Raw genomic sequence first — 19,111 nt, 5'->3', positions numbered from 1 at the left:
CGATGATGAAAATTATCAATGTCATTCGCCTTACCACTGATCGCCTCACCCATCTGGCGGTACTGGGCGCGCTATACACCGGCAGCGCCTGGGCAGATTTGCCCGCCATTGAACAGCCTTCCAGCGGTGGCGGCGGTGGGGTGATCAATACGTTTAAAGGCTATATCAAAGACGGCTTTGCGTTAGGCGGATTGTTGCTGGCCGCGGCCGGTTTTATTGTCGTGGCGCTGGCCGCGTTGTCCTCGTTTCATGACGTTCGTGAGGGTAAGGCCAAGTGGGCGCACTTTGTCACGTTCGTTCTGGTGGGTGCCATTCTTCTGGTGGTGATCATCTGGCTGGCCAATAAAGCCCTGGATATTTTCTGAGGAGGACCTATGGCGGTGATCGACTTCCTCCCCGATCGTCTGAATGTCCCTCCGGTGGTGTATCGCGGTTTTACCACCGGCGAGCTGGGCCTGACCGCCGGCATAGGCGTATTGCTGGGCATTCCGTGCGGTATTCCGCTGGCGTTTATTCCCGGAGTCGGCTGGGTGGCCATCCCCACCTGCATGTTGATATTGCCGCTGCTGTTGGTGTTTATCGGTGGCCGGTGGATCAGCGGTTTTAAGCGCGGCAAGCCGGAGAACTACGTCTGGCGCCGCCTGGAAGAGCTGCGTGCCCGTATGGGGCTGACGCATGTCCTTATCATCACAAGTCGGGCGTGGGCGCTCAAACGCTCGCGTCCGATCCCCTTTGAGGGTGGGGCATGAGCCGTTATCGCAACGCGGTCAGCGCCCGCGACAATCATATTTTCTCGCTGCGCGCCGCCTGCGGGGTGCTGCTGTTTCTGTTGGTGCTGACGCTGGCCGGCTGGATGATGGCGCCGCGCAGTTTGACTATTCATAATCCGCCGGATTTACGCTCTGGCAGCACCCGCGAGTGGTGGAAGGTGCCGCCGTCCACGGTGTACAGCTTTGCGTTCTATATTTTCCAACAGCTGAACGCCTGGCCGAAAAACGGCGACGTGGACTATCCGGCTAAAATTGCCCAGATGAGTCCTTATCTCACGCCGGCCTGTCAGGATTTCCTTAATAAAGACGCGGAGTTTCGTACCAACAACGGGGAACTGAAAGATCGCGTGCGCGTGGTGTATGAAATTCCCAAACGGGGTTACAGCAACAAAAGCGTGGATATCAAATCCGATGACGAGTGGGTGGCCCGGCTCGATGTGGTGGCGGATGAGTATTACCACACCGAACCCGTCAAGCGCGCCATGGTGCGCTATCCGGTAAAAGTCATTCGCTGGGAAGGCGATCCGGAGCGCAATCCCTTTGGCCTGGCCATCGATTGTTATGCCGGCGTGCCGCAACGTCTTGAAGCCGCGCCGGTTCAGGCTGTGGAGAAAAAATCGGGGGTATTCCAGTGAAACGACACCTTATCCTGGCCACGGCGCTGATGGCGATATCGGGCATAGCCGGCGCCATAGAGCTGATGAAGTGGGAGCGCATCCCCCTGCAGATCCCGTTAAACGTTGGGCAGGAAAGGATTGTGTTTGTCGATAAAAACGTGCGCGTGGGATTTCCGCCGACGCTGAACGGCAAGCTGCGGGTGCAAAGCAGCGGCGGCGCGGTGTACCTGGATGCGAGTGAGGCGTTCCCGGTGACCCGTCTGCAGCTGCAGAACAAAGAAAATGGCGAAATTATTCTGCTGGACGTCAGCGCCACCCCCGGCAAAGCCACGCGAGAGCCGGTCCAGGTGGTGTATGAAGGTGAGGTGTCTTCCGCGTCCGCCAGCGACAAAACGCAGGTGAGCGGCAGTCATGGCAGCGGCCCGTCGTCATCCTCGCAAAACGAAACTCTATCCGAACGTCATAAGCCGGCCAAACTGAACGCCCCGCTGCCGGTGGTGTTGACGCGTTATGCCGCCCAGAGCCTATATGGCCCGCTGCGCACCGTCGACGCGGTGCCGGGAATATCCAGCGTGGCCCTCAAACTGCCGTCGCGCATCACCGCGCTGTATCCCGCCGCGTCGGTCACGGTAAGTCCGCTGGCGGGTTGGAGCCTGAATGGTTACGGCGTGATCGCGCTGCAGGTGCGTAATACCTCGGCGGCAAAAGTCATCCTCGATCCGCGTGAGCTGCAAGGGCAGTTTGTCTCGGCGACCTTTCAGCACCGCTGGCTAGGCAATGCCGGCACGCCGGAGGATACCACAGTGCTGTATTTGGTCACCGAAGGGCGGCCAGATAGCGCATTTTTACCGGAACCGGTGCTGGCCACGGCAAAAGCCACCCAGACGCGGAGATCCAAGAAATGAAAATGAAATCCAATGCCCTGGTAAAACTCCTGGTCCCGCTTGCGCTTTTGGGTACCGTGCTTATCGGCGTGAAAGCCTGCTCACCGACCGACGAAAAAGCCAGGATACCTTCCAAGACAGGTAATGTGCTTGCCGAACTGTCGCCGGAAGATCTCAAATCGATGGGCATTGAGGGGGACACGCCGCAGGATACGTTACGCACGCTGGTTGGGAGCCTGAAAACGGTCACCTCACGCCAGAATCAGCTTGATGCGGACAACAAGACGTTGGCGGAAGAGAATAAAAATCTCAAGCAGACCAACCAAAACGTGGATGAGCGCATCAACCAGGCCGTGGCCACCTCACAGTCTCAGGCTATAAAGGAGCAAGGGCAGCTTAAAGGACAGGTTGAAGAGTTGACATCCCAGGTGGGCAGCTTGTTGCAGCGTCTCAAAGATAACGGTGACCATGGAGGGAGCGCCAGCACAGGAAATGCCAGCGGCCCGGGCAGTGATATTCCGGTGGGCCTTGGTCTGGAGGGCGGCGGAGCCGGTTACGGTACGCCGTCATCCGCAGGCGATGGCCTGTTATGGGTGGAGCCCAAGGACGGCGTGGCGGTGGACGCCAGCGGCAAACCCGTCGGCACAGGGAACAGCAACAGCGCCAGCGGATTTAACTTTGCCACGTCATTTATGGAGGATAACGCCATCACCCGCCAAAAAGCGGAACTGGCCAATAAAACCGGCGGTGGCCAGACCCTGAGCGGTAATAAAGCGGCAGAGGGACCGGTCGATCCGGTTTATACCCTGCCTGAAAATGCCACCTTGATTGGTAGTCGGGCCATGACGGCCCTGCTGGGGCGCGTGCCCATTGACGGCAAAGTGATCGACCCCTATCCGTTCAAGGTGCTGATTGGCAAAGATAACCTGACAGCTAATGGTATCGACCTGCCGGACGTGCAGGGGGCGATTGTGTCAGGTACCGCCACCGGCGACTGGACGTTATCGTGTGTGCGCGGCTCGGTGACGAGCATCACTTTCGTTTTCACGGACGGTACGGTGCGCACGTTGCCGCGCCCGTCGGGACAGACCGAAACCGCGGGTAATCAGAGCGGCAGCAACGGCAGTAACGGTGGTAACAGCGGCGGCATCGGCTGGTTATCTGATGAGAACGGTATTCCATGCTTGTCTGGAGAGCGCAAATCAAACGCCTCCACCTATTTACCCACTTTGTTTACGCTGTCTGCCGGCAGCGCGGCCGGGGACGCCCTCGCACAGAACCAAAATACCTCTCAGTCGAACGGCTTTGGTGGTGTGACGTCGACGCTCACCGGCGACGCCGGTCAGGCGGTGCTGGGCAAAGCGGTATCGGGTGGCATGAAAGAAACCGTGGATTGGGTCAAGGCGCGTTACGGCCAAACCTTTGACGCGATTTACGTGCCGCCGGGTATGAAGGTGGCCGTGCATATTACCCGTCAGTTGGCGATTGATTATGAAGAAAAAGGCCGCAAGGTGAAGTACGACTTCAGCCTGAGCCAGGCCGGTACCGGGTTGGATTGATAAGAGGGGGGAGGATGATTAAGCCAATCTCAATTTCTGCGCAGGCACTGTCCCTATCATTGCTCACCCGGCAGATTACGCCTTGGCAATCCGTATGGTGCCCGCCGCCCGTGGCAGAGCCTGACTGGCAGACGTTCAGCTCCACCCTGTACTCCACGATATTGGTGCCCATGTGGTGGTGCTGTCGGGGACCAAAGCCAGTGACCTTTTTGCAAAAAGGCTCGCTGTTCTGGCTGGTTAAGCTGACACAGGATCCCACACCGACCGCCGGTCGCTTGTGGATCGCGTCGGTGAAATCACGCTATGAGTTGCAGACCGGGGAGCCGCTATTATCTGATATCGATGCATTTCTGATGCGATGTTTTTTGGATTTTTCCGCGATAGATGCGTTTTATAAAACAGGAGGTTGCATAAATGAGCAAGACTAAAAGTCGCCTGCTCTGTGTCGGTTTGCTGATATTTCTGAGCGGCTGCAGCACCCGTAAAGATGAGATGTTGCCGCCGGGCGACAGCACGATGCTGGAACTGTGGAATAATGGCGCCTCCATAACCCACACCGCCAATGAAGGGCGGGCCACGTTACGTCGCACGTTGACCGATCGCGAGCAGACCACCTCCGGGCAGGTGGCGGAAAGCTACAGCCGCACCGAGCAAAATGAGATCCAGCAGACGTTTCCGCGCCTGCCGAATCCGGACATGGTGATGTACGTTTATCCCCATATTGCCGACGGTAATACGCCGGTGCCGGGCTACAGCACCGTGTTCCCCTTCTACAGCCAGGTGCAATATGCCCTGCCGGGTGAACGCACGGAGGACTTATAATGTTTTCATTGTTTCGTCCCAAAACGGCTTCATCGGATAAACATCTGGTCGGCAGCGGCCCGTTTGCCGTTGGCGGCCACGAGCCGCTGAGTCGTGAGGGAAGGTTCATCCACGCCGATGAAGCAAAAACCTACGCGACGACGCACTCCATTATCGACTACATGCCCTGGGGTGAGTACCTCAAGGCTGAGCAGTGCCTGTTGCTGGATGATGGCCTGTCGGTGGGCGCCGTCTATAACGTGATCCCGGTGGGGACGGAAGGGCGTTCGGCCGAACGCCTGGAAGAGATCCGCGATGTGGTGGAAGATGCACTGCAGGACAGTTTGCCAGAGCTTGACGGCCACCAGTGGGTGGTGCAGTTCTACTGCCAGGATGACCCCGACGTTACAGCCTATATGGATAACCTGCGTGGTTACGTCAAACCCTGGGCGCAGGCAACGCCGTTTACCCAGGCCTGGCTGGCGGAAACGGAGCGCCATATGAAAAGCATCTCGGTGGAGCAGGGCCTGTTTGAGGACAAAATTGTCACCGGCGCGCCGTGGCGTGGCCAGACCCGCCGCACCCGTTTGGTGATTTACCGTTACGTGGAAAAACACGGACGCGATCCGCTGCCGCCGGCGGTGATGCTAAACCAGGTCTGCGATCGCCTGACCTCGGCGCTGGCCGGCGCCGGCATACGTTGCGAACGGCAGAACGGCGAGCAAATTCACAGTTGGCTGCTGCGCTGGTTTAATCCCAAACCCGAGTGGGTCGCACCGGAGATTTTGTATCGTGCCGCCCGTCACGATGATGGTGAGCCGGACACGTTGCCGATCCTCAATGACTTTAGCGAAACACTGTGGTTTACCCGCCCGCGTAGCGACGCCGAGCGCGGGGTGTGGTGGTTTGACAACGTGGCGCATAAGGCGGTGCCGGTGGAGCGTTTGCGCCGAGCGCCGCAGACCGGCCATCTGACTGGCGAGGTCCGGCGTGGGGAAAATATCAATACCCTGATGGATTTGATGCCGGAAGGCACCATGATCGCGATGACGCTGGTCGTGCAGCCGCAGGACGTGCTGGAGGAGGAATTTAACCGCCTTGGTCGTAACGCCATGGGCGAAAATATTGAATCAACCCGCGCCCGCGAAGATGCTCACAAAGCCCGTGAATACCTGGGCGAACGCCACAAGCTCTATCGGGCCGCGCTGACATTTCTGATCAAAGCGCCGGATCTGGATGCGCTGGATAGACGCTATCTGGATATCAGCGCCAAACTGCTCAATGCCGGGTTGCAACCAGTCAATCCTGAGCACGATGTGGCGCCGCTAAACGGCTATCTACGTGCGTTGCCGATGTGTTTTAACCCTGATATCGACAAAAATAACTGGTACAGTCGGCTGACGTTTGTGCAGCATTTTGCCTGTCTGCTGCCGGTGTTTGGCCGTGACACCGGCACCGGTAATCCGGGATTTTCTTTTTTCAATCGTGGCGGCGCGCCGCTGACGTTCGATCCGCTTAACAAAAATGACCGCACGCAGAACGCACACCTGCTGCTGTTTGGGCCGACCGGGTCGGGCAAATCCGCCACGCTTTGTAGCTCGCTGTCCCAACTGATGGCGGTTCATCGGCCGCGGTTGTTTCTGTTGGAAGCCGGTAACTCCTTTGGCCTGTTTGCCGACTACTGTGAGTCGCTGGGCCTCAGCGTGAATAAAATCAGCGTCAAGCCGGGAAGAGGGGTATCGCTGGCGCCGTTTTCCGATGCGCACCTGCTGCTGCAGGCCTCGCCCGACCAACTGGTGACGGATGAAGCGGCCCTGCCGGAAATCGACGAAGACAGCGGGGAAGGGGATGAGGACGATGAAAAGCGCGATATCCTGGGCGAAATGGAGATTGCCGCCCGCCTGATGGTCACCGGCGGGGAAGCGGCCGAAGAGGCCCGTATGACCCGCGCCGATCGCGGTATGCTGCGGGAAGCCATTTTGGCGGCCGCCAGGCTCTCTTACGACCAGCAGCGCCAGATGCTACCGGAAGACCTGATGCGCGCGCTGGAAAATATTGCGCGGGATATCAGCAAAGATGCGGACGGGCGTGAACGCAGAACTGCCAGCCGGCGCGCCCGGGCGGAAGAGATGTCGGAAGCGCTGAGTATGTTTACCGAAGGGTTTGAAGGGGAGCTGTTTAACCGTCCTGGAACACCCTGGCCGGAGGCGGACGTCACGCTTATCGACCTTGGCACGCTGGCCAGGGAAGGGTACGAGGCGCAGATGGCGGTGGCGGTCATCGCCCTGGTCAATACCGTCAATAATATCGCCGAACGTGACCAGTATCTCGATCGGGAAATCAATATGGTGATCGACGAGGCCCATATCGTGACCACAAACCCGCTGTTGTCGCCTTATATGACCAAAGTGGTCAAGATGTGGCGCAAATTGGGTGCCTGGCTCTGGCTGGCCACGCAGAATCTGGCTGACTATCCCCTGACGGCAGAAAAAATGCTGAATATGGCGGAGTGGTGGTTATGCCTGACCATGCCGCCGGACGAGGTCGAACAGATATCCCGTTTCAAAAAGCTGACTGAGGAGCAAAAAGCCATGCTGCTCTCAGCCACCAAACTTCCCCGCTGCTACACCGAGGGCGTAGTGCTGGCCAAACGTGTAGAGGCCTTGTTCAGGGCGGTACCGCCAAGCCTGTACCTGGCGCTGGGCATGACCGAAAAAGAAGAAAAAGCCGAACGCCGGCAACTGATGAACGAATATAACTGCAGCGAACTTGAGGCGGCGTTCCATGTGGCGCGCAAGCTCGATAAGGCACGGGGCATTATGACTGAAATGAGGCCAACATGAGACGACTGGTTATGTCATCGCCCAAGGTAGTCAATGATAACGAGGTAAGCCTGGCCGTGGTGTTTGATGTGCCGCCGCAAGGAGAAGCGCATATTGGTGAGAGCGATCATCGCCAGGTAACAAGACTCTGTGATGAGGTATGCCGTCGCCTGCAGCATCCGATCATCGTATCCGTCCGACCGCACCGGGTCGGCATGCGCAACTGCCTGTCGGTCCATCTTAGCGACCACGCAGGCAAGGCATTGGACTTGCTAATAACGCTTACCGGCAACACGGTCTGGCCGGACGATGAAGAGTATGCCCGGGGCGCCCGCTGGTATATCAACCTGCCTGATGCCACCGATATGCTGTGGCTGCTGAAGGCGCTGGAAGATATCACCGGAAAGGAGAAGTGATCGGAAACTGGCGACGTGTGCTCAAATTTTTTGGGCAGACGGCGCCAGTTGAACAAGCCGTAGGCGCGTTAGTGTTTCAATTCGTTAGTAAAGATGTTGACCTGAAAATAAAAAGGGAATTTAATGGAATGAGAATCTTCCACTAGAAGAGGTCTCTATGAGTTACAGAAATAAAACTTACGTTGCTTTTGCAAGTGAAGATATACACCTTTATCGTTTGATGGAAGCATGGCGGGATAATGATAAAATTGATTTTGATTTTTATGATGCTCATGATTTATTTATATCTAGAGACACAAGCTCAAGAGAAACTATCCGACGTAACTTACGCGAAAGATTAAAGAACGCTTTACAAGTGGTTTTGATTGGCACTGTAGATGCGCGCAAAAAAGGTGGAGATGGTTATTCTTTTTTATCTCATGAGGTAAATATTATAATGGAATTCCAACTGCCTATAGTCATTGCTAATAAAGGTGGTAGTCGTGCCGTTGAAACCTCTTTTATACCGCAGCCATTACTTGATAAATCATATTATACAATTTCGACTTCATTTCAGCCAGCTATAATTAGGTATGCCCTTGATAATTATGCCGCAGGTTTCAAATCCTCTACAAATAAAGGCGCATATTATTATAAAGATCAAAGCTATAAAAATTTGGGGCTATAATTGAATTTATTGAATGATCTATTAAAATGGCGTTTTTGGCGCCATTTTCTCATGCAATCATTAGCTTGTCTTGGTTTTTTTTCCGCAACAATGCAGTTTTTTTTGATTGTATACCCCAAAAGTTCAATATTATTCGAAGGAGGTAATTTTTTTATATTTTTAATTATTATTTCATTGTCTTATGGACTGATCAAAGCTTGGCCTAGGCCTATAGAACAAGAATATTCACAACCTAAAACAATAGTAAAAATAATAAAAGGAGATATTTTAAAGCAACAGTCACATATTGTCATCGGTATGTGTGATACCTTCGATACTGAAACGCCTTCTGTCATTTCCAATAATAGTCTTCAGGGCCAAGTCCTCCATAAACTCTTTAATGGTGATTTAACGCAATTTGATAAATTAGTCAATGAATCCCTCAATGGAAAAAAACCAATATCTACAATAGAAAAAAAAGGGAAGAAGTTAAAATATGGTATTGGTAGTACTGCTATCATAACGCACAGTCCAAGGCTATTATATCTATTGGCTTATTGCGAGATGAATGAATTCAATGAAGCTAAAGGAACAGTCGATGGTGTCTGGAGAAGCCTCATAGCTTTATGGGAGCAGATCTCTCGTACGGCTAATGGCTCTCCTGTCGCAATTCCTGTTCTGGGGGGCGGGCAGGCACGAATGTCAAATATACTTCCTGCCCAAGACTCTATAAGACTAATAATTCTCTCTTATATTTTTGCATCTAGAGATCATAAAATTTGTGACGAACTACGTATTGTAGTACAAGATAAAGAATATGATAAACTTGATAGAATGCAGTTACAGTCTTTTCTTTCATCTTTGAGAGGTTCATAATGAATTCGACTAGGATAATATTACCTGACAATAATTGTTGTGCTTTTTGTGATTATCTTAATGGAGTAAGACCCTTTAGTATCCTTCATCGAGATGATTTAGTCGCGGTGTTAATTACTAGAGAACAAAGAGGTGACCCTCATTTATTGGTGATACCTGTGCGACATGTCCCAACAATTATTGAAGTTAATTCTGATGAGCTCGCACAAATAGGTATTGCTTTAAGACAAGTAACAAAGGCGATAGTGAAATCTTACAACAAGAAAGGTGTTTCTATTTGGCAAAATAATGGTATATCTGCAAGTCAATCGATCGCTCATTTACATTTTCATATTGCAGGCACTCTTGATAATGGAGGTACTAATTGGGGAGATGTACCAGAATTGACTCTCAGTGAAACGGATATCATCTGTGACAGAATCAAGCTTGCGTTCACGATAAAGTAAAATGACAGTAAGTTAGTATTTTATATATCCCCAAAAATGGATTTTTTTTTGGCTTAATTACCGATAATTAAATTTCAAGTTTTTATCTTGTACTTAATTAATAATTTTGTATCACATTTCAAATCTTAAGTTTATTCATACATAACAATTTTCATGTAAACATTCACTATCTTCATATTAAATTTAGTTCAAAAAATATGCATGCCTAAATGATTTGTAAATTGATGAATATACAGAGAATTTATAATACTTCGTTTTCAATAAGTTCGTTTATCGTTTCCCTACATGTAAGACTTACATAATTTTTAAGATTTGGAATAGAGTTATTTGATGATTTGGAGGCTAAATGAACGCACCTTAGACGGAAACCCGCTTAAGGAGTATGAACCATGTTAAGACTTATCAGCTTTCTGCCGGCGCTGTTCCTTTCAGCAGGGGTATGTGCCAGCACGGTTATCTATACCGATGGCACCCACCTCATATCCACTTCGCCCTCAGATATCTCTATCGTCTATCTCGATGCACCTGACCGTCTGCAGGTAGAGCTATTCAGCCCTTTGCCGTCCGATGCCGAACAGGCTGAAATGCAGGCGCGTGAAACGCTGGCTTCACCGACGTTTAAAGCCCGTGAGCAGCAATTGGCCGTCGCCTACCAGGGAGTGATGAAAGCCTGGTCGCTGGGCCTGAAAAAATATCCGGCTGTGGTGTTTGACGATAAGTGGGTAGTGTACGGCACCACCGACGTCGACGTGGCCACACAGCAGATGAATGCCTGGCGGGAGGTGAATCAATGACACTGATCCCCCCGAGTACCCGGCGCGTGCTGTTAATTAGCCTGTTGACCGGCAGCGGTCTATGCCTGGCGAATATCAACACCGCCAGTCTGGTCACCAGTGCTGCCAGCGTTTCCTGCATCAGCTGGAAGGTAAAAGGTATTTGTTATTGGTTACTGTGCACACCGTTCGGTTGTTCAGTGAAAACCTCCGTCAAGGTTGAGCATTTTATTCCTGAAGCGGTGGTCTCTGCTTATAGCGGTCCCGGCGAGAACCCCTGGACGGAAATGTCGACCGTTAGCACAGCGGCCGGCGGGGCTGAAAGCAGTATCGCCGGCGCACTGGCCGGCGTCAGTACCGGCGGTGGCCAGCAGGAGATGAAGGCGCCTGGACTGCGTAAGCAGAATCTGCATTTTCATTATGCGGACGCCTATGGCCATCCTGCCGCTTCGCTGATGGGCGGTCAGATTGACGGCTACTCCTGTAAGTCTGCCGCCACGCCTTTCACGCCCTATTTTATCAGTTCGCTTGATGCCCTGGTCTGGCGCAGCGGGTTGCCGGAATCCCTGTATCCGGAGGCGCTGGTTCCAGGCCAGCGTGAGCTGGGTAGCCAGGTGGGGGCCGACATGTGGGGCAATATTTATCCCCGCAGCGGGTTTGTCACCCAGCAGGATAGCTATAAGTCCGCTGCAGTGGTGGCACAGCGCGTGGCCGATGTTATTACGCGCCAAGGGCAGCTGCATGTTTACCAGCCGCTGGTTGGCCAGCCAACGCCTGGCTATTGGCCACCCGACCCGGTTCGCGAAAACACCGGTACCCAGAATCATAAATGGCAGCGCCTGGCGCCGGCGCTCTCAACCACCTGCGCGGTTTTCCCCGATACCAACGGTCCCATCGCCCAAGACGGTAATTATGCCTGGGCGCTGTGGCAGCCCTATAGCTGCTGCAAACGCCGTGGCCAGACATTTCTCTATAGCACTGATTTTTCATGAGGCCCCTTCCCATGACACAGCATCAACTATTTCCCCTGCAGCTTATCGCTGCGGCCTTTCTGTTAAGCGCCGGCGTTTCTGCCGGCGCGGCGGTTTCAGCCTCCAGCGACGGTCTATCGGCCAGCGGTGCCATTAGCGATGGCCTGTTTTATTCCATCGGCGGCGGTTCGGTGATTTCACCTCCCTCATCACGTAACAGCATGTCGCGCCTGGGCATGACCGGCGGTTGGAGCAGTGATTTGATGTGCGGCAATTTTGATTTGAACACCACGGTCGGCAACCAGCTCAACGGGCTGACCAGCGGTTTTAAGGATTTGATGGGGACGGTGATCCAGGGCGCCACCGGCGCGGTATCCAGCATGCCGGCGATGGTTCTCCAGCGCTCTAATCCAGGCCTGTATGAAATGCTGACCAACGGTGTGCTGCAGGCGGGGTTGAGCTTTGATAAAGCGAAACTGAACTGCCAGAGCCTGGCCAACAAAATGGCCGACTACACCATGGGAAATAAATGGACGCAGGCGGCCGTCACCGAAGAATACAAAAATGTGGTTTCATCCAGCGACGGTGATGCGGTCAGCAGCGACAAGAAACTGCAAAAAGCCACCGGTAAAGAGGGATCAACCTGGATAGGGGGGCAGAAACGCGGTGGGGCGGGCCAGCCGGCCATCAAGCCCACGCACGATCTCGCGAAGGCGGGCTACAACATGATGAACAACCTGCCGGTGACCAGCAGTGGCACCGTCGGCTCTGCCAGTTGCAACGGTAGCGTCTGTCAGCGTTATCAAAATTCAGAAGAAGCGGCGGCGGCCGTGGTGAAAGTGCTTGGGGACCGCTCGATACGTACCTGTCGTGAAGCCAGTGAGTGCAGCAGCGGCGGTGACGAGAACGCCGCCGGCAGCACGGTGGCAGGCACCGGTTTTTCACCCATTCTGGAAGACGCCACCAAAACAAATCAGGAAGAGCTGGTCAAGTTGGTCGGCGGTACCGAGCAGCCGACTGCTGACAACCTGGCCAAGCTGAAAACCGGCAGCCTGGTTGTTACCCGGAGCGTTATTCAGTCGCTGAAAGACGATCCGGACAATGCGGCCCTGGTTCAACGTCTCGCAGGCGAACTGGCCATGGCCGATACGGTGGAAAATGGCTTGACCATGCGGCGGATGATCACCACCGGGCAGTCGGAGCCAAACGCGGCCGACCAGCCTGAGGCGCTGGCCGAAGGGGACCGCCGTATTGATGCGTTAGATCGTGAGCTGGCCGCGCTGCGTAACGAAATGGAGCTGCGCAAGACCATCAGTAATAACAGCCTGCTGACTACGCTGGAGCGCCAGGGCATCCGTAACCAGGACAGCCGTCTGCAGCAGCATACCGGCAGCCAGGATCAGGGTTTTAGCAACATGAGCCAAAAGTCGGGAGCGCAATGATGGTCGGACAAACTAAAAATCAACGTTGGCTCGGACGTATCGGTCGTTTTGCGCTGGGTATAATAGTGGCACTGGTCCTGGTCACCGTCCTGTTATTGCTGGTATCAGTCCTTTTCGAGCATGACCCGGATGGGCGTCAAGTACACGACTGGCTGATCGCCGGTCGTTATTGGCTGTTTGCATGGCGTCTGTTGATATACAACATGCTGGGCTGGTTATGGTTTCGCGTGGTACGGGTACAGGTGGTGAAAACCTCTGCGGGGGGATCGTTACGCCGGCTGGAGTGGATGACGGCGGCGTTTATTCTGGTTACTGAGATCGCCACCTGGCGTTCTGCATTGGCTTAAGGGGAACGCTATGACGGCAAACAGTTTTCTTGAATACTTCATGGTGCTGTTCGGCTGGATGCTGAACAATGCGCTCTGGCAAATCCTGCTGAGCACCGGTTTGTTCGCGCTGCCGCTGGTATTCAAAATACTGGGTATCTGGCTCAAGGTCCGCGAAGAAGGCGCGGATGAAGGAAATAAGGGGGTGCTGGCGTTGCCACGTATCGAGCATGCCATTTACGTGTCCTTCTGCGTCATGCTGTTTTGCTGCTTACCATTGCTGCCGGTGGATATCAGTACCATTAAATTCGACAGCTCCCGCGCAAAGCAATGCGGCATCAGTGTGCCAACACCACAAAACTCCGGCTATAAGGGGCTGGTTAACGATTTTGACGGTAAAACGGCCGAAGTACCGGTGTGGTGGTATTTATTGCATATGGTATCGAAAGGCACCACGCAGGCGATGATTGCCTCCATACCCTGCGGCAACCAGCTGCGGCAACTGCGCTTTGATGTGCAGAACACCAAAATCCGCGACCCGATCGTGCTGCAAGAAGTACAGGACTTTGCTGACCAGTGCTACTCGCGCTCTTACTTTAAGCTGAAAAGCACCAACAGCCAGCTCAGTGACGCCACCATCAACTCGGTGGGCTGGATTGGCAGCAGCTATTTTCTCAATACTAGCGGATATTATGACCAATACACCTCGGCTGAGCCGCGCAGTCAGTGGCCCTATGACAATACCCGGGACAGTGGATATCCCGACGTCGGCCGGGGCGGCTACCCTACCTGCAAACAGTGGTGGTCAGACGGCACGAACGGACTGAAAACCCGCGTGCTGGCCAACCTGAATGACACGACCAAAAAGGAACTGCAGCGGGAGTACAGTAAAGACCAGTGGGAAGAAATGGCACTACGCTGGCTGGTCAGCCCACGCAACGTTGGGCTGTCGGGTAGCGGGGATACCTATGCTGTAAGCGGCAATGATTCCACTTCAGGATTTGCAGGAAATATCACACGACTAGCCGGTACTGTAGGGCTTGGCCTTAAACAAGCGGAGGCGTTGCCCGGTTTTGATGCCATGAAGCAGGCATTGCCAATGATACAGGCATTGCTGGAAATGATGATCATTGTCGTCATCCCGGTGCTGATAATGTTCAGCGCTTATGACCCGAAAACGATCGTCACTATTTCTTTTGCGCTGTTTGCACTGGCATTTATTACTTTCTGGTGGGAGCTAGCCGGCTGGCTTGATGACCGACTGATTACGATCCTCTACAGCAGCATGCAAGAGCAGGGGTTATCTGCCAGTGAACCGATAGCCGATTTTATGAGCTCGCCAAGGGATGGATGGATCATGAATTTGGTGTTGGGGATGATGTATGTGATTTTTCCCATGTTCTGGTTAAGTATGCTGAGTTGGATAGGTCTGAAGATCGGTGATATGGCTCAGTCATTATCCAAAGGAGCTAGTATGCCGCAAGAAGCTGGGCAACAAGGTGGTGGGCTGGCAAAGGATCCCCTAGTGTCAGGATAGATGACACCCCCATCGAAAACTCTAATGGGGCGATGGGGACACGTTATGAAACGCATTTCACCGGAACGAAAGGCGGCCACCCTGGCTAAACTTCTTCCTCCGTATAACATGACGGTCAGCGCTGTTGCACAAATGGAAGGGATATCGGAAGCTACTTTGTATAATTGGCGTAGTCAGGCTAAAGCAGAGGGCAAACCAGTGCCGGGTGCAGACAAAAACAGCGAACAGTGGCCGGCGCAAGCCCGCCTGGCGGTGATTATCGAGACCGCCACACTCAGTGAAACCGACATCGCGGCGTACTGCCGTAAAAAAGGTTTGTATCCAGAACAGATCACTCAATGGAAACAGGCTTTTTTACAGGTGCCGCCGGTGGATGACCGTGCTGCACTCAAACAGGTCCAGAAAGAAAACAAGCAGTTGAAAAAGGAACTGGTCCGTAAGGAAAAAGCCCTGGCGGAGGCGGCAGCGATACTGGTGCTGCGAAAGCGGTTGCGGGATTATTACGGGGAAACGGACGGGGACGACTGACGCCAATCACCGAACGTGAAACGCTTATTGGCTATGTTCGAGAGGCCATGGTAAATGGCGCCAGGCTGTCGGTGGCGCTCAGGGAAATCAGCCTGAGCGAACGAACCTGGCGGCGGTGGCATCAGCGTGTGGAGGACGGTCGGCCCGGCGCTATCAGGCCCGTGCCCGGCAACCGGTTAACGTCAGAGGAAGAGCAGCAGATATTGGCGGTGTGTCATCGATCGGACTATGCCAGCCTGCCGCCGTCGCAAATCGTGCCGCGCCTGGCGGATGAAGGCATTTATCTGGCCAGCGAATCGACTTTTTACCGGATACTGCGGCGCCACGGCGAGGTACACCGCCGAGGACGGCAACAGACCAGTCACCAGGTCCGTCCCGCGACGACCTGGAAAGCGACCGGACCAAACCAAGTGTACACCTGGGATATTACCTGGTTGCCGTCGGTGGTGAAAGGTCGCTGGTATTACCTGTATATGGTGGAAGACATCTTCAGCCGGAAAATCGTGGGTCAAGAAGTCCATGAGGAAGAAAGCGGCGAGTGGGCTGCGTCACTGATGGAGCGCACGGTGTTGAGTGAACGCTGCTACCGGCAGCCCCTGGTGTTGCACGCGGACAATGGCGCGGCGATGAAGTCTCAAACGCTGAACGTAAAGCTGGAAGAGCTGAAAATCACGCCATCGCACAGCCGACCCCGTGTCAGTAATGATAATGCCTATGTGGAGTCGCTGTTCCGGACGGTGAAATACGTGCCGCAATGGCCCTCGGGCGGGTTCGGTACACTGGAGGAGGCGCGTGAGTGGGTGGGTGTTTTTACGCGTTGGTATAACGAAAAGCACTATCACAGCGGTATTCGCTACGTGACGCCGGCGCAGTGCCACCGAGGCGATGACCGGGAGATACTGATGCGGCGGGATGAGGTATACCGAGCGGCGCAGGCGGTGCATCCAGAACGCTGGTCAGGAGAGACAAGAAACTGGCAGCCAATAAGTACCGTGACACTCAATCCTGAGCAGGAAAAACAGGCAGCCTAAATCAGCAGGGGGTGACAACAACCTTGACACTGACCGGGATGCTGCAACAACAGCTGTTACAAAAGGAATAAAATAACAACGAGGCTAGCGACTCTTGCGTTCTGCAATAGTCGCTAGTCATCGTTTCTTATATCACCAAAATAAAATCCATAGCCACTATGCCCGTCTCTGTAGCCCTCGCCAAGATCTTCAATGTTTTTACGCTTCTTGGCGGCAATAGGTGCGATAAAGGATGCTATAAGACCAGCTGCCTTTACAGAAGCCTGGACGGCAGCTTTGATGTCAGCACTTGGTGAATTCTTGTCAAGATTTTGTAGCTCGTTGTCCCAATCAGAACCCCGACCCATATCTTTTACATCACTGGTTTTATCCATAAACACACCCGAATATGCTTACCGCCTATGCAGTAAATATAACATACGAAGTGGATGAAAAGCGAGCGTTTAGAACACCGTAATGACTGGAATGAAGACTTGCCCCAAGGAGAAATCCACACGATAAATTTTGGTACTTTTTTTATTCAGATTCCAAAAAGTCTTAGAAACAAAATGTTTCATTTTCCTATTTGTCCGACCATTTACAGCATCCTAACCATCAATAAGTAGTGATGATGAGCGGTCAGGATAGTGTTTGACCATCTCTACCACCAACCATGCGCCTGATGAATTGCCGATGGTATGGGCTTTACGGTTGCGCAGATTATCGACGAAGGTAATTATGCCTGCCGTTAGCCTACCGTGATCATCGAGTTAGGATCGAGCATGACATGTATAGATAATTTGTTTTTCCAATTCCCGATACCTTTGATATCTAGATCGAAATCTATAGGGAGCCAATTATCCTTTCTTTCTTCGTCGTGAATAAATACATTATTTACGCGTGTGACACATTTGAGAGGGGTTGATATTTCGAAGTTAATATTATCATCATTGTATGGAATCGATGCCATGCGTATTACATCCAGTTTAAATAATCTATTTAACCATGCGGTATCTCTGTAATTATCGAAAAATAATTTCAAACGTGAACCATAGTTTGGGTGAAACACACTTTCTCCACGCATTAAAGAAAGATTAATTTTAAGTTTTTGTGGTAACGCATCAAGACCAGAGACTGTTGTCAAGTCACCATTAGTAATGAAAATGTCATGTGAATTATTTAAAGCAATGTCCGTACCTAAGTCTTGGGCGGGAATTCTTGGGAAGTCATTTTTTATTGGACAGGTAATAAAATACTGGCCATTTATTTTTTTCCATTCTGGTGCAGAAGATAATTCTCTCCCGTCACCAAGTTCATTGACTAATAAGTAACGATCGTATGATCTCAGATCCTGAAAAGAGCTTATAAAATTATTGAGTGTGAAAATATCTCCAGCCAAGAAATGTTCAAGTTGTATTATCCAATTAGTGCTAGATGAACCTATCAGTTCGCCAAGCCCAATTATATTTGGGCCAATTTCGAATAAGTCGGAGACTGAATTACTTACAGAGTTCCTGCTTAATTCCTCAGCAGCTTTTTGTTCTCTCTGAATTTTCATTCTTTTCAATTCATCAGCGCTATATCGTGTTGCATCCCTATCGATTTCAATACTATGATTCGCACATAACCAGATTCCATTATTAATACTTTTTCTTTGACCGGCGGTCATAGATTCTAGATATCTTGGACCCCCTGGCGCCGCCGCATGAATATGTGCCGCAACACCAATAGAAGTTGATGATTCATCTGACTCTTCACTGGGGCCAGATGTTGGGCAATCGCATCCAGCAAAAGAGCATTTATGGCCAGCTCGAGCAGCAAGCGCTTGCCTGATGGGTTTAAGAAATTCATCCCGATTTGTTTTAGCCATTTAGTAAAATTCCTTGATAAGGATCTTGCTCGTCGCGTTATTGATGATCTACTATACCAGCGTTGTACCGTTGCTTCAGCAACATGCCAATGTCCCCGTGGTCTGAGAGGGACGCTTTCGGGTGATCACATGCCAATGCCACCATAACCTGAGAGGTGGCGCCTTCGGGCGGTAACCTCGTTTAACCTTTGAGAACGAGGATCGCAATCGCGATAAAGGTCTACTTCACTTCAATCTGCCGGCGCACAGTTCTTCTGCGTAGGCACGTCCCCGATACATTTCACTCTCTACGCTTTGATCTTTGACGTCAGCTGCCGGTTGCGAACTTTGCGGACCGTGAGTATGCCATTTGGAACATTTGGCATATTCCACGTACGCATTGAGAGCAGCGGAGCGCGGCGTCACTTGCGAACGAGTGAAACGAGTACCAAGTGACGCGCGCAGCGCACAACTGGCAGTACTGACGTACTGCGACTTCAACGACATTTCTACCATCTGACCAACACGTAGTGACGGATTCAAAACGTATAACAATACGTTTCGCCGTCATGCGGGTCATTAATCAACCAACTGTCTTACCAGCGGAAGAACCGCATGAAGACAATTCATAAATGAAAGGAGGTAAATCGACACGACATCGATGGCGACACCAGGAGACTGGTGTGTGGAGGTAGACTGATGCAAATCAGCCCGGCGTAAGCCGCGAACAGGTCTGAGACCTGGGGAGCCTCGTAATAACTCAACATTTCGCCGCCCCGATGCACAGATGCCTGTTGAGACGCTGGAAGCGCAAATTAAACCGTGACGTCGGGGTGAA

20 protein-coding genes are annotated in these 19,111 nt (G+C 52.5%); 18 read left to right on the top strand and 2 right to left on the bottom strand.

Annotation, left to right across the window (positions count from 1 at the left end; all coding sequences use genetic code 11):
• The first annotated feature begins 2 nt into the window (after window positions 1–2).
• The 18 genes from GRH90_RS16120 (at window position 3) to GRH90_RS16035 (ending at window position 16,445) form a co-directional block, all read left to right on the top strand.
• A complete protein-coding gene (locus tag GRH90_RS16120; RefSeq protein ID WP_246236093.1) occupies window positions 3–365 on the top strand; it encodes a TIGR03745 family integrating conjugative element membrane protein in 363 nt (120 codons plus the stop codon).
• A gap of 9 nt (window positions 366–374) precedes the next feature.
• Entirely contained in the window at window positions 375–749 is a 375-nt protein-coding gene (locus GRH90_RS16115; protein ID WP_162366982.1) for a TIGR03750 family conjugal transfer protein, read from the top strand.
• Complete coding sequence (locus GRH90_RS16110) at window positions 746–1,405, top strand: PFL_4703 family integrating conjugative element protein (protein WP_162366981.1); 660 nt, start codon at window positions 746–748, stop codon at window positions 1,403–1,405. Before GRH90_RS16115 ends, GRH90_RS16110 begins: the two co-directional genes overlap by 4 nt.
• On the top strand, window positions 1,402–2,292 hold the full coding sequence (locus tag GRH90_RS16105) for a TIGR03749 family integrating conjugative element protein (RefSeq protein ID WP_162366980.1): 891 nt from the start codon (window positions 1,402–1,404) through the stop codon (window positions 2,290–2,292). Before GRH90_RS16110 ends, GRH90_RS16105 begins: the two co-directional genes overlap by 4 nt.
• Entirely contained in the window at window positions 2,289–3,830 is a 1,542-nt protein-coding gene (locus tag GRH90_RS16100; protein WP_162366979.1) for a TIGR03752 family integrating conjugative element protein, read from the top strand. Before GRH90_RS16105 ends, GRH90_RS16100 begins: the two co-directional genes overlap by 4 nt.
• A 14-nt stretch (window positions 3,831–3,844) precedes the next feature.
• The gene (locus tag GRH90_RS16095) at window positions 3,845–4,258 is read left to right on the top strand and encodes a hypothetical protein (protein WP_162366978.1); all 414 of its coding nucleotides are present in this window, start codon (window positions 3,845–3,847) and stop codon (window positions 4,256–4,258) included.
• Window positions 4,245–4,652, top strand: a complete 408-nt coding sequence (locus tag GRH90_RS16090; protein WP_162366977.1) for a TIGR03751 family conjugal transfer lipoprotein — start codon at window positions 4,245–4,247, stop codon at window positions 4,650–4,652. Before GRH90_RS16095 ends, GRH90_RS16090 begins: the two co-directional genes overlap by 14 nt.
• A complete protein-coding gene (locus GRH90_RS16085; protein WP_376766089.1) occupies window positions 4,649–7,474 on the top strand; it encodes a conjugative transfer ATPase in 2,826 nt (941 codons plus the stop codon). Before GRH90_RS16090 ends, GRH90_RS16085 begins: the two co-directional genes overlap by 4 nt.
• Entirely contained in the window at window positions 7,471–7,869 is a 399-nt protein-coding gene (locus GRH90_RS16080) for a hypothetical protein (protein ID WP_162366975.1), read from the top strand. The genes GRH90_RS16085 and GRH90_RS16080 overlap by 4 nt, the downstream gene beginning before the upstream one ends.
• Window positions 7,870–8,026: 157 nt before the next feature.
• A complete protein-coding gene (locus tag GRH90_RS16075) occupies window positions 8,027–8,536 on the top strand; it encodes a TIR domain-containing protein (protein ID WP_162366974.1) in 510 nt (169 codons plus the stop codon).
• Between the two features lie 51 nt (window positions 8,537–8,587).
• Window positions 8,588–9,391 (top strand): macro domain-containing protein, encoded by an 804-nt coding sequence (locus tag GRH90_RS16070; RefSeq protein WP_162366973.1) that lies wholly within the window; start codon window positions 8,588–8,590, stop codon window positions 9,389–9,391.
• Window positions 9,391–9,837, top strand: coding sequence for an HIT family protein (locus tag GRH90_RS16065; RefSeq protein ID WP_162366972.1), 447 nt, complete (start codon window positions 9,391–9,393; stop codon window positions 9,835–9,837). Before GRH90_RS16070 ends, GRH90_RS16065 begins: the two co-directional genes overlap by 1 nt.
• 389 nt (window positions 9,838–10,226) lie before the next feature.
• Window positions 10,227–10,631: a TIGR03757 family integrating conjugative element protein gene (locus GRH90_RS16060; RefSeq protein ID WP_162366971.1), complete on the top strand. Its 405-nt coding sequence runs from the start codon at window positions 10,227–10,229 to the stop codon at window positions 10,629–10,631.
• Window positions 10,628–11,602 carry a TIGR03756 family integrating conjugative element protein gene (locus tag GRH90_RS16055; protein WP_162366970.1) on the top strand — a complete coding sequence of 325 codons (975 nt, stop codon included), beginning with the start codon at window positions 10,628–10,630 and terminating at the stop codon, window positions 11,600–11,602. Before GRH90_RS16060 ends, GRH90_RS16055 begins: the two co-directional genes overlap by 4 nt.
• 11 nt (window positions 11,603–11,613) lie before the next feature.
• A complete protein-coding gene (locus GRH90_RS16050; RefSeq protein ID WP_162366969.1) occupies window positions 11,614–13,023 on the top strand; it encodes an integrating conjugative element protein in 1,410 nt (469 codons plus the stop codon).
• On the top strand, window positions 13,020–13,370 hold the full coding sequence (locus tag GRH90_RS16045; protein WP_162366968.1) for a hypothetical protein: 351 nt from the start codon (window positions 13,020–13,022) through the stop codon (window positions 13,368–13,370). The genes GRH90_RS16050 and GRH90_RS16045 overlap by 4 nt, the downstream gene beginning before the upstream one ends.
• Window positions 13,371–13,380: 10 nt before the next feature.
• Window positions 13,381–14,886, top strand: a complete 1,506-nt coding sequence (locus tag GRH90_RS16040; protein ID WP_162366967.1) for a conjugal transfer protein TraG N-terminal domain-containing protein — start codon at window positions 13,381–13,383, stop codon at window positions 14,884–14,886.
• 45 nt (window positions 14,887–14,931) lie between these two features.
• A protein-coding gene (locus GRH90_RS16035; protein WP_162366966.1) for an IS3 family transposase occupies window positions 14,932–16,445 on the top strand; the annotation gives its coding sequence in 2 pieces (ribosomal slippage) (window positions 14,932–15,385 and window positions 15,385–16,445; 1,515 coding nt in all).
• Window positions 16,446–16,558: 113 nt separating this feature from the next.
• Here GRH90_RS16035 and GRH90_RS16030 read toward each other — a convergent pair.
• Complete coding sequence (locus tag GRH90_RS16030) at window positions 16,559–16,819, bottom strand: hypothetical protein (RefSeq protein ID WP_162366965.1); 261 nt, start codon at window positions 16,817–16,819, stop codon at window positions 16,559–16,561.
• Between the two features lie 353 nt (window positions 16,820–17,172).
• Complete coding sequence (locus tag GRH90_RS16025; RefSeq protein WP_162366964.1) at window positions 17,173–18,294, bottom strand: GPW/gp25 family protein; 1,122 nt, start codon at window positions 18,292–18,294, stop codon at window positions 17,173–17,175.
• Window positions 18,295–19,111: the final 817 nt, after the last annotated feature.

It is taken from the genome of Acerihabitans arboris (assembly GCF_010131535.1).
Classification (GTDB): Bacteria; Pseudomonadota; Gammaproteobacteria; order Enterobacterales; family Enterobacteriaceae; genus Acerihabitans; species Acerihabitans arboris.
The sequence above is the reverse complement of the archived record's forward strand: the minus strand, read 5'-3'. Positions and strand labels throughout refer to the sequence as shown.

What these genes read in the sequence shown, in the direction of transcription:
- GRH90_RS16065 (WP_162366972.1), top strand. Translation starts at nt 9,391, where the DNA reads ATGAATTCGACTAGGATAATATTACCTGACAATAATTGTTGTGCTTTT.
- GRH90_RS16090 (WP_162366977.1), top strand. Translation starts at nt 4,245, where the DNA reads ATGAGCAAGACTAAAAGTCGCCTGCTCTGTGTCGGTTTGCTGATATTT.
- GRH90_RS16045 (WP_162366968.1), top strand. Translation starts at nt 13,020, where the DNA reads ATGATGGTCGGACAAACTAAAAATCAACGTTGGCTCGGACGTATCGGT.
- GRH90_RS16080 (WP_162366975.1), top strand. Translation starts at nt 7,471, where the DNA reads ATGAGACGACTGGTTATGTCATCGCCCAAGGTAGTCAATGATAACGAG.
- GRH90_RS16115 (WP_162366982.1), top strand. Translation starts at nt 375, where the DNA reads ATGGCGGTGATCGACTTCCTCCCCGATCGTCTGAATGTCCCTCCGGTG.
- GRH90_RS16055 (WP_162366970.1), top strand. Translation starts at nt 10,628, where the DNA reads ATGACACTGATCCCCCCGAGTACCCGGCGCGTGCTGTTAATTAGCCTG.
- GRH90_RS16070 (WP_162366973.1), top strand. Translation starts at nt 8,588, where the DNA reads ATGCAATCATTAGCTTGTCTTGGTTTTTTTTCCGCAACAATGCAGTTT.
- GRH90_RS16030 (WP_162366965.1), bottom strand. Translation starts at nt 16,819, where the DNA reads ATGGATAAAACCAGTGATGTAAAAGATATGGGTCGGGGTTCTGATTGG.
- GRH90_RS16095 (WP_162366978.1), top strand. Translation starts at nt 3,845, where the DNA reads ATGATTAAGCCAATCTCAATTTCTGCGCAGGCACTGTCCCTATCATTG.
- GRH90_RS16025 (WP_162366964.1), bottom strand. Translation starts at nt 18,294, where the DNA reads ATGGCTAAAACAAATCGGGATGAATTTCTTAAACCCATCAGGCAAGCG.
- GRH90_RS16060 (WP_162366971.1), top strand. Translation starts at nt 10,227, where the DNA reads ATGTTAAGACTTATCAGCTTTCTGCCGGCGCTGTTCCTTTCAGCAGGG.
- GRH90_RS16050 (WP_162366969.1), top strand. Translation starts at nt 11,614, where the DNA reads ATGACACAGCATCAACTATTTCCCCTGCAGCTTATCGCTGCGGCCTTT.
- GRH90_RS16110 (WP_162366981.1), top strand. Translation starts at nt 746, where the DNA reads ATGAGCCGTTATCGCAACGCGGTCAGCGCCCGCGACAATCATATTTTC.
- GRH90_RS16040 (WP_162366967.1), top strand. Translation starts at nt 13,381, where the DNA reads ATGACGGCAAACAGTTTTCTTGAATACTTCATGGTGCTGTTCGGCTGG.
- GRH90_RS16100 (WP_162366979.1), top strand. Translation starts at nt 2,289, where the DNA reads ATGAAAATGAAATCCAATGCCCTGGTAAAACTCCTGGTCCCGCTTGCG.
- GRH90_RS16075 (WP_162366974.1), top strand. Translation starts at nt 8,027, where the DNA reads ATGAGTTACAGAAATAAAACTTACGTTGCTTTTGCAAGTGAAGATATA.
- GRH90_RS16120 (WP_246236093.1), top strand. Translation starts at nt 3, where the DNA reads ATGATGAAAATTATCAATGTCATTCGCCTTACCACTGATCGCCTCACC.